This is a genomic window from Streptomyces sp. NPDC048295, assembly GCF_040652135.1.
Classification (GTDB): domain Bacteria; phylum Actinomycetota; class Actinomycetes; order Streptomycetales; family Streptomycetaceae; genus Streptomyces.
Genome location: NZ_JBEZLL010000021.1, coordinates 37,595 through 52,534, shown reverse-complemented (window position 1 = coordinate 52,534; position 14,940 = coordinate 37,595). Strand labels below are relative to the sequence as shown.

At 69.3% G+C, this 14,940-nt stretch carries 10 protein-coding genes; 7 read left to right on the top strand and 3 right to left on the bottom strand.

Going from position 1 to position 14,940, the window contains the following annotated elements:
- Positions 1-558: 558 nt before the first annotated feature.
- Positions 559-1,779, bottom strand: a complete 1,221-nt coding sequence (locus AB0D53_RS27705; RefSeq protein WP_362451373.1) for a damage-control phosphatase ARMT1 family protein — start codon at positions 1,777-1,779, stop codon at positions 559-561.
- Between the two features lie 25 nt (positions 1,780-1,804).
- Positions 1,805-5,332, bottom strand: a complete 3,528-nt coding sequence (locus tag AB0D53_RS27700) for an NB-ARC domain-containing protein (protein ID WP_362451370.1) — start codon at positions 5,330-5,332, stop codon at positions 1,805-1,807.
- 270 nt (positions 5,333-5,602) lie between these two features.
- Between AB0D53_RS27700 and AB0D53_RS27695 the strand changes: the two genes are divergently transcribed.
- The 6 genes from AB0D53_RS27695 to AB0D53_RS27670 are packed head-to-tail and all read left to right on the top strand — an operon-like array spanning position 5,603 to position 11,537.
- Positions 5,603-6,280 carry a class I SAM-dependent methyltransferase gene (locus tag AB0D53_RS27695; RefSeq protein WP_362451368.1) on the top strand — a complete coding sequence of 226 codons (678 nt, stop codon included), beginning with the start codon at positions 5,603-5,605 and terminating at the stop codon, positions 6,278-6,280.
- Positions 6,277-7,593, top strand: a complete 1,317-nt coding sequence (locus AB0D53_RS27690) for a N,N-dimethylformamidase beta subunit family domain-containing protein (protein WP_362451365.1) — start codon at positions 6,277-6,279, stop codon at positions 7,591-7,593. The genes AB0D53_RS27695 and AB0D53_RS27690 overlap by 4 nt, the downstream gene beginning before the upstream one ends.
- Positions 7,594-7,612: 19 nt before the next feature.
- Positions 7,613-8,761: a glycosyltransferase family protein gene (locus AB0D53_RS27685; RefSeq protein ID WP_362451363.1), complete on the top strand. Its 1,149-nt coding sequence runs from the start codon at positions 7,613-7,615 to the stop codon at positions 8,759-8,761.
- A gap of 6 nt (positions 8,762-8,767) precedes the next feature.
- Positions 8,768-10,315: a hypothetical protein gene (locus AB0D53_RS27680; RefSeq protein ID WP_362451361.1), complete on the top strand. Its 1,548-nt coding sequence runs from the start codon at positions 8,768-8,770 to the stop codon at positions 10,313-10,315.
- Positions 10,316-10,320: 5 nt separating this feature from the next.
- On the top strand, positions 10,321-10,875 hold the full coding sequence (locus AB0D53_RS27675; RefSeq protein ID WP_362451359.1) for an FkbM family methyltransferase: 555 nt from the start codon (positions 10,321-10,323) through the stop codon (positions 10,873-10,875).
- Positions 10,876-10,898: 23 nt separating this feature from the next.
- Entirely contained in the window at positions 10,899-11,537 is a 639-nt protein-coding gene (locus AB0D53_RS27670) for a histidine phosphatase family protein (protein WP_362451357.1), read from the top strand.
- 32 nt (positions 11,538-11,569) lie between these two features.
- Here AB0D53_RS27670 and metG read toward each other — a convergent pair whose 3' ends face one another.
- Positions 11,570-13,294, bottom strand: a complete 1,725-nt coding sequence (gene metG, locus AB0D53_RS27665; protein WP_362451354.1) for a methionine--tRNA ligase — start codon at positions 13,292-13,294, stop codon at positions 11,570-11,572.
- 350 nt (positions 13,295-13,644) lie between these two features.
- Between metG and AB0D53_RS27660 the strand changes: the two genes are divergently transcribed.
- Positions 13,645-14,940, top strand: coding sequence for a nucleotide sugar dehydrogenase (locus tag AB0D53_RS27660; RefSeq protein ID WP_362451351.1), 1,296 nt, complete (start codon positions 13,645-13,647; stop codon positions 14,938-14,940).

Here is a 14,940-nt window from a genome sequence, read left to right as displayed (position 1 = left end):
GCCCCGGAGAGCCAGCCAGGGCGCTCACCATCCTTGCCTGTCGCATCAGCGGAGTGTACGAGTCGCCACTGACAGAGCCGTACTGGGAAGCATTTGTGCGAGGATCCGAGTGCCCGCGTTCGACGCTGGCCGCGGTTGGCCTCGCCCTCGCCGGCCGGGCCGGTGCCCTAATGGCACGAGTCTTCGGGGTGTCCGTCAACCGCAACACGGTGTTGCGGCTGCTTGACACGTTGCCCGAGCCTGAGGAACCGTCCCCTCTGGCGGTCGGCGCCCCCGACGACCATCCCTCCGTTGTCCGTAACGGAGGGCATAAGGGCTGTGCAGCCGTGTTCGCCGAGAACAGCGTTCCGCTCCCTCGCACGTTCTGGGCGCATCGGCACGCGACTGCCTGGCGAACGCGATCAAGGCAGTAGCTCCAGAGCATCCCTTGCGGCGGCAACTCCTGGTGGTCTGACCACGCGGGCAATGGCCGGAGCGTCAGCGCGAAGCAGCCGAGCTGACGTGGCCGACCATTCCAGGTATGAGACCTGATGCGCGGGAGCTCACTCCACCCGGGTTCTACCGTCGCACCTGAATGAGCGCGTGAGTTCCGCTCGTACGCCAGGCAGCCCCGGACGGTTCGAGGGCGTCCAGTGCTTCCTGCTCCAAGCCGACGATGACGTCGGACTTCAGGGTCCGGAGCGCCGCGACGGCCCCCGGGAAGTAGGCAGTGAGATCGGTGAAGGGCGCCGTGGCATCCCACAGCTGGTCGCCCACCAGGCGACGGTAGTTGAGGTCGCCCTTCAGGATGGTGAGCGTGGCGCTCTCGAACTCGCCGCGAAGGTCCTTGGGCATCCCCTCGTACGGCAGCGGAGCGCAGAAGAAGGGGTGGGTGCGGACCTCCAGGCTTCCTGCCGCCATGGCCTTCCACAGTCGGCCGCCGATCCGGCTGGCTTCGCCGGGCGCCTCGGTGAGGCGACGGAGGCAGTCGACGACGTCAGCCGTCATCGCGTCGGAGACGTAGTAGGGGTAAGGCTTGACGTGCAGCACGACACGTTCGGCGTGCCGCTGTTCGAGGAGGTGGTCGATGAGGATCAGATCCGGGATGAGCTCTCGTCCCGCGTTGTCCGCCACCACAGCGACGGTGGAGGACGCTCCGGCGGGCAGGAGCTGCCACAGCAAGGCGCTGTCGTCTGCGACCAGCGTGGAGGTAGTGGCGTCACCGATCGCCGGCTCCCTCGCTGCAACGCGGAAGCCAAGATCCGCGCGGTTGCCCCAGAGTGAGGCGTGGAGCAGGGCCGTGGCCCGCTCGTCGGCCGGCGCGTCCGCAAGCGCGTCGAGGGCTCGCAGCTCCTCCTCCACCGCCTCGCCTCGCAGTTCGGCCTGCTTGAATGGCGCGAACGGATCAACTCCCTGCCATGGGCCGGTGCCGAAGTACTCAATGGCGGCGAGGAGCCTGCGGTAGAAGTAACTCTCCGCCCACAGGAACGGGGCGTCGTACCACGAGCGCCCAAAGTGCTCCTGCCCCCAGTACGCCCAGCGCACGTGGTCGTGTTCCGCGGAGGCAAGCGGTTCGACGACGCCGTTGGTGATCTCGTCCAGCAGTGCGTCAAGGGCCTCGTGCTGTCGGCGACCGTACGGGAAGGCGTCTCGCACCTGCTGGATGAGCGCAGGGTGGCGTTTGACCAGCACGCCCCAGGCGAACGAGCCGGGCTCGTTGCTCAGGATGACCGGAGCACCGACTGGTTCGGCGGCGCGAATGGCCTCGCCGCCCGAGGTCCGGGAAGTCTTCTCTGTCATGGTGTTCAAGTCCTTCGGTTCTCGCTCACGAATCCATGATCCCCAGGGCCACAACGCCGGCCGCGCTGCCTACCAGGACCTCGCCCGTCGCGGGTTCGAAGGCCGCGCAGTGCAGTGAGGCGTCCACCCGGACCTTGGCGATCTGCCGCTGCTCGCCGAGCGACCACACGCGCACCGTCCCGTCCGCCGCAGCCGACACAAGGCGGTCCTCGTCACTCATGAAGCCCAGCATGAGGATGCGGCCTGTGTGGCCGGAGAGGTGAGAGGTGAACCGGTCCGTCCCCAGGTGACGTACCGCGATGTCGCCGGTTCCCGCCCCGACCGCCACCCGGTTGCCCGGACCGTCCACGGCGACGGCCCGTGCCCACCCGCTGGGGCTGCTGAACCGGCTCTTGAACTCCCCGGTCGGGGCCTGCCACACGCGTACCGAACCGTCACCACCGCAGGCTGCCAGGAGGTCTCCGCTGTCGTCGAAGGAGAGCGATCGCAGCCGACCAGCGTGCACGTCCTGGCTCCACAGCAGCGTCCCGGTGGGCAGATCCCAGCACCGGAGGTGTCCGTCGCCGGTGCTCGCGGCAACACGAGGCGTCAAACGGGCCATCGCCACGGCCCACGTACGCGGGGTGTCCTGGTTCAGGGTGAGCGACCAGGCCGTGTCCAGCAGCGACCAGACTCTGACGGCCCCGTCGCCACAGGCCGCAGCGACGTGTTCCTCGCCGCAGGCCAGGGACCAGACGCGTCCGTGGGCCGCCGGCAGCTTCCGGCTGACTGTCGCAGTCGTGGCGTCGATGACGTCGACGCCGCCGGCCCCGTCGCCGACCACGGCGGTGCGTCCGTCGGCCGCGAACTGCGTGGACCACACGGTGTTCGAGCCGTTGGCCAGGGTCCTGAGCTTGCTCTTCCCCACGGTCCAGACGCGGACAGCGCCGTCCTCGCATCCGGCGATCACTGTGCCGTCGCCTGTTCTGGCGAGTGAGCGCACCCAGTCCACCCCCGGTGGGAGCTGCGTCTCGCCCACTGGTCTGTCCGCCGAGAACGCCTGGATCCTCGGCTCCTCCGTGGCGGCGACGAGGACGTCGTCCTGCGGGGACAGAGCGACGGCGCGCACGCGCGCCTTGAGGTCGGTTGTCCGGCGGACGAGCGTGAGTTTCCCGTCGGCCGCATGCCACACGGCTACGGAACGGTCACCAGACCCGGAAGCCAGGAGGGAGGAGCCCGGAGCGAAGGCCACGGAGCGTACCCAGTCCCGGTGTGCCGCACGTTCGTCCAGGAGGCGGCCGGTGCGCAGGTCGAAGAGGCGAACAAACTCGTCCTCGCCGGCTGCGGCCACGAGCGAGTCGGAGTCCCCGCCGATCGCCACAGACCAGACGGGAGTGCCGGCCGCCCGCATCGTACGCAGGAGCACGAGCCGCTCCAGGTCCCACGCGCATACGGCTCCGTCCTCGGCACCGGAGACCAGGACGGGGTCGGCTGAGGAGAAGGCGAGGCTGCGGATGCGGCGGTTATGCCCGGGCAGCACCCCGACGGGTTCGCCGGTGTCCGTGCGCCACAGCCGGATCGCTCCGTCGTCCCCAGCCGAGGCGAGGAGCATCCCATCCGCGGAGAGCGCGGTGGCGAACACCCAACCGGTATGGGCCTCGTGAGCTCGGAGGAGCTTGCCCGTGTTCAGGTTCCACAGCCTGACCACCCCGTCCTCGCCGCCCGATGCCACCAGGTCGCGGACGGCAGACACGCTGACGACCGCACCGATGTGACCGCGCTCCGTCGCCGCCGCGGAGCTCTCCTCCGGGGACAACAGCCACCTCGGGGCGAGCACCAGCCCCTCCCCCGCTGCGCCCTCCAGGGGTGGAGTGGCCTCGGGAAAGGGTGCGCGACGCAGCACGATCGAGAGGGTCGAGGCGATGTCGGCCGGGCTCTCCAGCCCGCTCAGCAGATACCCGGCGCCGGTCAGGGCTCGGGCGGTCGCCCACACCTGGTACTGCGGATGGCCGACATCATGCCGCTTGGGCAGGGCGTCAAGCACAGCGGTGTCCGCAGTCAGCGACTGGTGTCCGACGAGTGCGACCTTGCGCATCACGTACGTCGGCGAGGCCAGCAGGCTGACGAGCTCGGCGTCGAGGCCGGCCTCACGCAGGTGGTAGGGAAGATGGCGCCACAGGTAGCCGTCGGTCTCGTCCAGGGTCTCCCAAGCACCGCCTGTGCTCCGCCGGTATGTCTCCACCAGGGATCGGTGAAGGGCCGCCCGCTGATCCCCGACCAGATGACGCAGGTAGGACCGGAACACGTCGTGCAGCACGATGGCGTTCCGGTCGGCGAGGTAGGCACTGATCAGAGACCGGTCGGACAGTACCTGGCAGAACTGGCGCACCACGTGGGGAGCCCATCCGTTCGCGGTGCCCCACCAATGGGTGAGTACCGACATGGGGATCGGCACCGACGGAGGGAACACCGCCAGGGAGAGGTACCGGTCCCGCAGGTCAGTGCGCCCGGCGATCGAGACGCTCTCGCCGAGGCTGCGGAGGCTGGACTCGAGCGCCTGCCCGATGGCGTTCCTGCGCTGGTCGGAGTCCCAGACGTCGAAAGCCTGAGGTCCGTACGCGCGGATCGTCGCGTTCGTCTCCGTGACGGCGCGACCGGCGGGGGCACCGGCTCCGACCTCCTGCGAGACGTTCGCCCCAACGATCGACGCAAGCAGGGGCCATCCTCCGCACACGCCTGCGAGGCGTGCGGCCTCGGTGTCGTCCAGGGCCCCTACGTTACGGACGAGCAGCTCGCGGATCTCCCCCGGAGCCATGGGCCCCAGGCGCACGACTCGGGCGGAACTAGGACACACGCGCACGTTCCTCGTGGTCACGAGCCGTACGCAGTCCTCGCCACCGAGCAGGAAGGGGCCGAGGTCGGTGGCGGACCAGACGTTGTCGACGATGAGGAGCGCGCGTCGTCCCTGGAGCAGACGGGCAAGGCGGAACCCGGCCTGCTCCGGGTCCGCGAGGGACGGACGGTTGCCGTCGAGGTGGACGCACAGGTCGGAGATCAGCTCGACGACCCTGGCGGCCGTGCATCCCTCGCCGGTCTCCACCCAGAGGATCTCCGAGAAGGATTCCCGGACGCGGGGGTCGTGGCACACCTGGGTGGCCAGCGTCGTCTTCCCGAACCCGCCAGGGCCGCACAGGGCGACGGTGGCGACGCTGTCGTCCTGCGTCGCCTCCCGGAGTACGGAGACGAGCCCTTCGAGATCTTCAGACCTGTGCACCAAGCCGGGCTCCGGAACGGGTATCGGGAGGTAGTCGTCCGGCGCCGGCGCGACCGAGGGCGTAGGAACACCGACGGAGTCCCAGAAGCGCTGCCGCACCTCCGAGTCGCTCCGTTCCAACGCAGTGTCGAGTAACGCCTGGGAGTCCGGTGCGACGACGATCTCCTCGCCCCGGGCCTCCCAATTGGACACCGTCCGGTCGCTGACGCCGAGGTAGGACGCGAAGCCACGCACGCTCCGACGCGTCGCGAGCCGCAGAGCACGCGCCTCCCGTCCGGTCCAGCGCTGCACTGTGGCCACCTGAGCTCCTTCGACCGACACCGACGACGGTAACAGGGTAGAGCGGGCTGACCAGCGGCGTAGGGCCTTCGCTGCGACGGGAGTTCAGCACGGATGCAGCACCCGGGCCATTCCGGCCAGGTCTGAGCGAGGCGCGCTCGTCGCCCTGGACAGCGACGGTGCTGCACCGCGAGTGCGACACCACGGCAGCCCGCTGACCAGCTCCGCTCGGCAGTCTTCTCGGCACGGAGCGCCACGGCTCCGTAAGTAGTCGAGAGGGGTGGTCACAGCGTGACTGGAACGAAGGAGCGACAGGGCGGTCCGGACGACTGGTCAGGAGGCCAGATCGCCTACTACCAGGCGCGAGCCAGCGAGTACGACGCCACGTACAGCACCCGCATGGACATGCCGCGGCTCGCGAAGGGCCTGGACTCGCTGCCGATCGGCGGTGACGTCCTGGAGATCGCCTGCGGCACGGGCCAGTGGACGCAGTTGCTGTCCCACCGGGCCCGCAGCCTGACCGCGTTGGACGCGGCGCCGGAGATGCTCCGCCGGGCCCGCGACCGTATGAGAGGGACTGAGACCCGCTTCATTGAGGCGGACGTCTTCGAATGGGAGCCGGACCGCCAGTACGACACGGTGTTCTTCGCGTTCTGGCTCAGCCACGTGCCGCCTCTGGAGATGGAACCGTTCTGGGATCTGCTCAGGTGGGCCCTGGTGCCCGGCGGTCGCGTGGTGTTCCTCGACGACTCGCCGGCGAAGGCGGAGATCGAGGACCGGGTGGAAGCGGCACCCGTGCCGGCCGTCCATCGCACCCTCTCCGACGGTTCCCGCCACGTCGCCGTGAAGGTGCTCCGAGACCCCACCGAGCTCACCTCCCAGCTGAACGGCCTGGGTTGGGACACCAGCGTCGAGGCGATCGATCCCTTCCACCTCGCCGGCGTGGCCCGTCCCAGGGAGGGAGCGTGACCACCCTCAACGGCTACGCGGCCCGGCCGAGCGTCCGAGTTGGTGAGGTCCTACGCCTGCACATCGCCACCACCGCTCCCCGCTTCCACGTCGACTTCTACCGCTGGGGAGCCAAGCCGCAGCACGCGGGGCACGTCGAGTGGCCCGGCCGGACCACCTCCACCGGACGCTTCGACGCGGACTGGCAGTGGCCCGCGTACGAGTTCCTCGTCCCCCCGGAGTGGCGGTCCGGTGTCTACATCGCGGTGCTGGGCACCGAGCGCGCCTCCGGCATACCGCCGCTGGATGCCCGGGAGGCGCGCATCCTCCTGGTCGTCACCCCCTCCGCGCCCTCCGGCCGCGGGATCCTGTACAAGATCCCGACGTTCACCTACCAGGCGTACAACACGGCAGGCGGCGGCAGCCTCTACAGCGCCGCCCAGGTCACGACGCACCGGCCCGGAGGCGGTGTCGGCGGGCCCGTGAAGGGCCTGCCGGACGCGTTCGACCCGTCATCGCCCCGGCAGACGTTCGCCCACTGGGACGCCCCCTTCATCGCATGGATGGAGCGGAACCGGATCGAGGCCGACTACTGCACCGACCTGGACCTCCACGAGGGGCTGTTCCTGCGCGACGGATACCGCCTCCTGGTCGCCGCCGGTCACGACGAGTACTGGAGCACCGACCTCCGACGCGACGTGACCGCCTTCCGGGACACCGGCGGCCACATAGCCAACTTCGGGGCCAACACCTGCTGGTGGCGCGTCGGCGTCACCCCGGACGGGACGGGGCTGTCCTGCGACAAGTTCCCGCCCGGAGCCCCCGCCGGCACCGAACCGGACAGCTCGTACGGGTGCCCGGACCACTGGTGGGAGTCGGAGCCGGAGAACACCCTCCTGGGCGTGAGCTACCGCAACGGCGGTGGCCACTGGGACGGCACCCGCGCTTCCCAGGGCTTCATCGTCACCGACGCCGGCCACTGGGCCTTCTCCGGCACAGAGCTCAGGACCGGAGACAGCCTGGGACACGGCGGGGCGCTGATCGGCTACGAGTGCGACGGCGCGGCGTACGAGTACGACGCCGCCGGCCGACCGCGCCCCACCGGCCAGGACGGAACGCCGAAGGACTTCGAGATCCTCGGCATCGCCGAACTCCCCTCGGACTGGAACTTCGCCGCCCGTGAGCCGCTGTCGAGCCCCCGGACCGCCACGCTCGGGGTCTTCACCGCAGGCGGCACGGTCTTCTCCGCCGCCACCACCGACTGGGCCCGTCTCCTGGCCACCGACCCCCAGGTCGCCGCGATCACTCGCAATGTCATCACCCGGCTCTCCTGACCGAAGGGATGGAATCGTCGTGTCCGGAAACGGAAACGTACAGCCGCTCAACGTGATCATCGGTGTCAACGGCATCGGCATGGGACACACCGTCCGGCAGAGCGTGATCGCCCAGTTCCTCCGCGACCGCGGGCACCGCGTCCGGATCGTCACCAACGGCGCCAGCCGGGCCGAGTACTTCGGAGACCTCGGGTTCCCCGCCTGGGACAGTTGGATGCCGACGCTGCTCGCGTGCGGCGACCGGATCCACGTGCGCGACGCCGTACGCGCGAACATCCGGCAGGCGCCTGGAGGCTTCCTCCGGCATCTCCAGCTGCGCAGGGCTGTCCGGAACAGCGGCGTCCCGGACGTGTTCGTCACCGACTACGAGCCCAACACCCCGCGCCTCGCCTACCACTTCGGCCGTCCGCTCATCTCCATCGACCAGCAGAGCAAGTACCGGCACCTCGACCTCCCCACCGTCGGCCGATACGCCCGTACTGCCGACGAGCAGCGACTGCGGTACTTCGCGCCCCGCGTGGACCGGTCCTTCATCTGCTCCTACGTCCCGCTGGACGCCGAGGACCGGGGGGTGGAGTTCGTCTCCCCGATCGTTCCCGACCTCGTCAGGTCAGCGCCGGTCACCACCGAGCCCCTCGCCACGGCCTACTTCTCCCGCTACTTCGACCACGGCCCGGAGGAGTCCGTCCGCGAACTGGCCTCGATCTTCCGCCAGTCCGTACCGGACCGGACGCTGCGGATCTACACGCAGCCGACGGAGTTGAGGTCGCTGCGCGGGTACGCCGATGCCCGTGTCGAGATCCGCGCCTTCGACCGCGAGGCGTTCATCGCGGACATGGCCCGCTCCGAGGTCGTGTTCTCCAACGCCGGCTTCAACCTGATCAGCGAGGCCCTCGTCCTCGGCAAACCGGTCCACCTCGTCCCGTTACCCACCTACGACCAGCACTGGTGCGCCAAGGTCATCGACGAGGCGGAACTGGGAACGGCAGCCCCAGGCGTCGAACGGCGAGCCGTCCTCGACTTCCTCGCGCGTGGTCAGGCGCTCCGCGACAACGTCGTACGCCACCGGGACCAGTACCTCTCCGCCGACCCCCGGGAACGGATCGCCTCGTACCTGGAGAGTCTGCCGGTGGCCGGTCGGCCGATGCCCGCACCGATCGCGGGGTAGCCGGAGATGTCGACTCCCCCGCTTCCCTCGTACGCGGCGACCGCTGCGGTTGTGGCTGCCGTCGTGGCTTGCTACCGCTTCGGTGTCTCCCCTGCGGTACGCACTCTCGCCCGGCACCCCACACCCTTGGCCGTGATCGCCGGCGTCACGGCCATCGCCCCTCTGTCTCTCCGGCCGTCGCCCCTGCCCCGACCGCTGCACTTGTTCGTCGTCTCAGTGATCGCCTTGCTGACCTGGCGCGGCGCGACGAGCGACTACGACGTCACGCTGCCCATCGGTCCGCAGCGTCGGGACAAGCTACTCCTCTTGTTCCTCGCCGTGGCCTCGGTCGCCTGGGCTGCCGCCCTGCTGGCGTGGATCGCCGTGTTCTGCGGCAGGCTGCGCGGGTGGCAGCACCACGCGATGATGCCAGTGCGCCTGCTGAAGGCGTACCTCGCCTGGTTCGTCGTGACCGCAGTCCTCACCCCTGCTCCTTCCAACTCCACGGCCGCTCTGGTGCTGATATTCGGCTGCGTCTCGCTGTCGCACTACGTCAAGCCGGCTTGGAGCAAGGCCCATCTGGCGCCGCGTCCCTGGTCGTGGGCCTGGGACAACCGCACGCACTACCTCATGGCCTCGGCGTACTCCTGGGGTTGGGCACGCTTCCTCCCGTCCGGGAAGGTGTCTCGGATCCTGCGCCGGGCGAGGGTCGTGGACCGCCCCGTCAACATCCTCACGATGGTCGTGGAGGCCGCCGGGCTGGTCGCCTTCCTCGACGGCCGGCTGCTGATCGCGATCCTGGTGGCGACCGCGCTCTTCAACCTCGCCGTCGCCCTCGCCTCCGGCATCCTCTTCTGGGAGAACATCGCCGCCAACATCGGCCTCGCGACAGTCTTCGGGCTGCTTCCCGGCACGGGGTACGAAACGGCCTTCGGGTGGCCTGCCGCGCTGATCGCATTCACCATGCTCCTGCTCAGCGCCGCCGACCTGCTGTGGCAGCCCTGGCATCTGGGGTGGTGGGACGCACCCTTCACCGCCCGCATCCATTGGCAGGTGGAGACCGTCTCCGGCGCGAAGCGGGGTCTCTACAACGGCTACATGTGCCCGTACGAGCGCGAGTTCGGTCGGGTCGATGGCTACTTCCTCACGGACGAGCCTGTCCTCCACGGTCACCTCGGAATCGTCTGGGACCAGCGGCTCCGGAATCTCCTCGTCCAAGCCCGTGGCGACCCGGACCGGCTGCACCAGCTCAAACGGACCTACGGCCGAACGCACAGGAACGAGGAACGGTCAGCCGAGCACGTCGCCTTCCTGACCGCCATGTTCAACCGGCTCAACGCCGGTACTCGAAAGAGCCCTCTGCCCCGGTGGCTACGTCACCTCAAGGCGCCCGGAGGCCAGCTCTACCGGTGGGGTGATCTGCCCGCCTACCGCGGCGAGGAACCCGTCCGCCGCATCACCGTCCGCTACGAGGAGCGCTGCTACCTCCCCGAGACCGGCGACTTCGTCCTGCTCGCCGATCGCGTCGTACGGGAGATCGACCTCAACGCTCCAATGACCGACCTGGAGGACTGACTCTCATGCGCAAGATCTTCGTCGACTGCGGCGCCAACCTCGGAATCGTGCTGAAGCGCTTCATGGACGAGCTCCCAGACCACGACTTCTACGCCTTCGAGCCCAATGCGACCCTGCTCCCCTCCATCAGCGCGAACGTGGAGCGGGCCCAGCACGCCGGCCTGGTCGACGTCTCCTCCAGTGCGGTGTGGACCGAGGACGGCACGATCGACCTCTTCCTCGGCCACCACGAGAGCTCCACCGTGATGCCCGGCAAGCGGGTCCCGCCCATGTACAACCAGCAGATCGACTACAGCTCGCCCGTCGCCGTACCGGCGGTGGACTTCAGCGCCTGGCTCCGCCGAACCGCCACGCCGAAGGACCTCGTCACCGTGAAGATGGACATCGAGGGCGCCGAGTACCCCGTGCTCAGGAAGCTGCTCGCCGACGGGACGATCGACCTCGTCTCCGTCCTCTACGTCGAGTGGCACCACGACCGTTTCCCCGCCATGAGCCAGGCCGAGCACGACGAGGTCGCCGCCGCAGTCTCCGCACGCGTCGACGTCCACCACTGGGACTGACCGGAGTGAGGAGACACGACACCATGAGCACCCAGCGCATCTACCTGATCAAGCACGGCGAGACGGAGGAGAACCTCCAGGGCATCCACCAGGGCCGCGCGGTCGGCGGCCGGCTCAGCGAGCGCGGGCGCGCCGACATACGGTGGGTCGGTGCCTGCCTCGCGGCGGCTGGGGTCGCCGTGGATCAGATGCTCATCAGCCCGATGTCCCGTTGCCGGGAGTCGGCCGAGCTTCTCGCCGCCGCGCTCGCCCCGGCCGATGTCCGCGTCGACGAGCGTCTGGCCGCCAAGGACAGCGGTCACCTCGGGGGCCGGCCCAGGGAACTCGCCGCCGCCGAGGCCGCTCGCCACGGTGTGCCGATCCACCGGCTCCGCACGCCGGGCGGCGAGTCGTCGGAGGACGTCCAGGCCCGCTACGTGAATCTCTGGGACGAGGTCCGCTCCGGGGCACGGCGAACCACCGTCCTCCTCGGGCACGGTGGGGGCATCGCCTGCTTGTTGCTATGGCTCACCGGGAACGGCTTCGACCGGTACCTCCAGCACGTGCCCGGGTCCGCCGGGGTCACGTGCGTGGAGATCGGTGGCCCGGTTCCTCGCGTGCGGCTCATGAACGTCTCACCCGCGGACCTGCCCGTCCTCCTCCACTCCCGTACCGCCCGATGAGAGTCGGGACGGTACGGGTGTGGGGATGCCTGTCAGGCCTCCGGGGCGCCGCCGAAGCGCTCACGGTAGGACTCCAGGTCCTCCTCCGTGATCTTCGCGAAGAGCACCGGCGGAACGGTGAACGCGGTGCCAGCCGGGACGGTGTCCAGGGACTTGGCCTGGTCGGCGGTCACCCAGGTCGCAGTGTCGTTCTCCAGAGCAAAGGCACCGCGCATGGCGGCGGCCGTGGCCGGAATGAACGGCTCGGAGACGACCGCGTACAGGTGGATCAGGTTCATCGCGGTGCGCAGGGTCAGCGCGGCGCCGTCCGCGTCGGTCTTGATCTCCAGCCAGGGCGCCTTCTCCTCCAGGTACGAGTTGCCCGCGGACCACAGCGCACGCAAGGCAGCGGCGGCCTTGCGGAACTGGAGCGCCTCCATCTGCTCCTCGTACTCGCCAAGCAGCCGTGCGATCTCCTCGCCCAGCTTCGCCTCCGCCTCGCCGGCCGCGTGGCCCGCCGGGACCTCGTCGCCGAACCGCTTGCGGGAGAAGGACAGCACGCGGTTGACGAAGTTGCCGAGGGTGTCGGCCAGGTCCTTGTTGACCGTGGCGGTGAAGTGCTCCCAGGTGAAGGAGGAGTCGTCCGACTCGGGGGCGTTGGCGATCAGGAAGTAGCGCCAGTAGTCGCCGGGGAGGGTCTCCAGGGCCGCGTCGGTGAAGACGCCGCGCTTCTGCGAGGTGGAGAACTTCCCGCCGTAGTACGTCAGCCAGTTGAAGCCCTTGACGACGTCGACCTTCTTCCACGGCTCCCGCACGCCGAGCTCGGTGGCCGGGAACATCACCGTGTGGAAGGGGACGTTGTCCTTCGCCATGAACTGCGTGTACCGGACGGTGTCGTCGGCCTCATACCACCACGACTTCCAGTCGCGGGCTTGACCGTCGGGGGCGGCGTCCGCCCACTCCTTCGTCGCGCCGATGTACTCGATCGGAGCGTCGAACCAGACGTAGAAGACCTTGCCCTCGGCCGCGAGCTCCGGCCAGGTGTCGGCCGGCACCGGCACGCCCCAGTCGAGGTCGCGGGTGATGGCGCGATCGTTCAGACCCTCGGTCAGCCACTTCCGGGCGATGGACGTGGACAGGTGCGGCCACTCCCTGCTGACGGTGGCGATCCACTCCTCGACCTCGTGCTGGAGCTTCGACTGCAGCAGGAAGAGGTGCTTGGTCTCGCGGACCTCCAGGTCCGTGGAACCGCTGATCGCCGAGCGCGGGTTGATCAGGTCGGTCGGGTCCAGGACTCGGGTGCAGTTCTCGCACTGGTCGCCGCGGGCCTTGTCGTAGCCGCAGTGCGGGCAGGTGCCCTCGACGTACCGGTCCGGCAGGAAGCGTCCGTCGACCGGCGAGTACACCTGGCGGATCGCCCGCTCCTCGATGAAGCCGTTCTCGTTCAGCTTCCGAGCGAAGTGCTGGGTGATCCCGACGTTCTGCTGCGAGGAGCTGCGGCCGAAGTAGTCGAAGGCCAGCTCGAACCCGTCGTACACGGCCTTCTGCGCGTCGTGGGCCTGCGCGCAGAACTCGGCGACCGTCAGACCGGCCTCCTTGGCGGCCAGCTCGGCCGGCGTGCCGTGCTCGTCGGTGGCGCAGATGTAGAGGACGTCGTGACCACGCTGGCGGAGGTACCTGGAGTACACGTCCGCCGGAAGCATCGACCCGACCATGTTGCCCAGGTGCTTGATCCCGTTGATGTAGGGAAGCGCGCTGGTTACCAGGTGTCGAGCCATCCTCGGATGCTCCATTTCGTACGTACGGCGCCGGTGGCGCTGCCACGGCGGGCCCAGGTCGGGAGGCCGCAGCCGACGCGATCACTCCGATCGCACGCCAGCGTCACGCATGGTGACGAAACGGGACTGCAAGCCACGGTCATCGTATCGAACCGCGGGTTTGGCCAGCCCACGGGTTTTCCGGCCTCCCCGCGCTGCCCACGAACAGCACTCGGCCGTCCGAGACAGGCGGCCAAGCAAGTCTCGTACGGCCGAGGCGCTCCCCATCTTACGGCCACCGCCGACCGCGAATCCCGCACCACAAGTACGTCCCCGCTCCCCCGAGCCCAGACCTCAGCGAGGTGGACCACATGCTCCGGAATCACGAACCCCATCGACTCCGCGTGGTCGTCGTGGGGCAGGGATACGTCGGCCTCCCGCTGGCCGTGCGAGCCGCCGAGGTAGGGCACCACGTCGTCGGCCTCGACGTGGACGCCGGGCGGATCAAGAGGCTCATGCTCGGCGAGTCGTACGTCGAGGACATCTCGGACAGGCGTCTGGCGCCCCTCCTCGCCGCCGGCGTCTACAGGCCGACCGTCGACCCGGCCGACTGCGCCGGGTTCGACGTGGCGGTCGTCACCGTCCCGACGCCGCTGCGCGACGGCGCGCCGGACCTGTCCCACGTCGAGGACGCGGCACGGACGCTCGGCCGCCACCTCACCTGCGGAGCGACCGTCGTCCTGGAGTCGACCACGTACCCCGGGACGACCGAAGAGCTGTTCCGCCCGATCCTTGAGCGCGGCTCCGGGCTGACCGCCGGCCTCGACTTCCACCTCGGCTACAGCCCGGAGCGCATCGACCCCGGAAACCCCACGTGGAGGCTGGAGAACACGCCCAAGGTCATCTCCGGGATCACCCCGTCCTCCACGGAGGCGGTCCGCGCCTTCTACGCGTCCCTCGTGGACACGGTCGTCCCCGTCGCCAGCTGTAAGGAGGCGGAGCTGACCAAGCTCCTTGAGAACACCTTTCGGCACGTGAACATCGCCCTCGCCAACGAGCTGGCGATCTTCGCCCACGACCTGGGCATCGACATCTGGGCGGCCGTCAACGCCGCCTCCACCAAGCCGTTCGGGTTCATGCCCTTCGCCCCCGGCCCGGGGGTCGGCGGTCACTGCCTCCCCGTCGACCCGTCGTACCTGTCGTGGCGGGTCGAGCGGGCCCTGGGCAAGCGCTTCCGCTTCGTCGAGCTCGCGAACGACGTCAACAACCACATGCCCGACTACGTGGTGCGGCGTCTCGTGGCAGGCCTCAACAAGCGCGGCAAGCCGCTCAAGGGCTCCCGGATCCTGCTGCTCGGCCTGGCGTACAAGGCCAACACCGGGGATGCCCGGGAGACACCAGCCGCTCGCATCTCCGAACTCCTCGCCGGCATGGGCGCCGAGGTGCAGGCCGCCGACCCCCATGTCCTGGACGACGCCCACCCCCGCGCCGTCGGCCTCAAGGGTCTCCAGCGGGTCGACGTGACGCCCAGACGTCTCGCGGCGGCCGATGCCGTCGTCCTCCTCGCGGACCACGACGCCTTCGACTACCCCCTCATCAGCGCCCACGCCCCGTACATCCTCGACTGCCGCCGTCGGCTCACCGGCGCCCACGTCGACTCTCTCTGA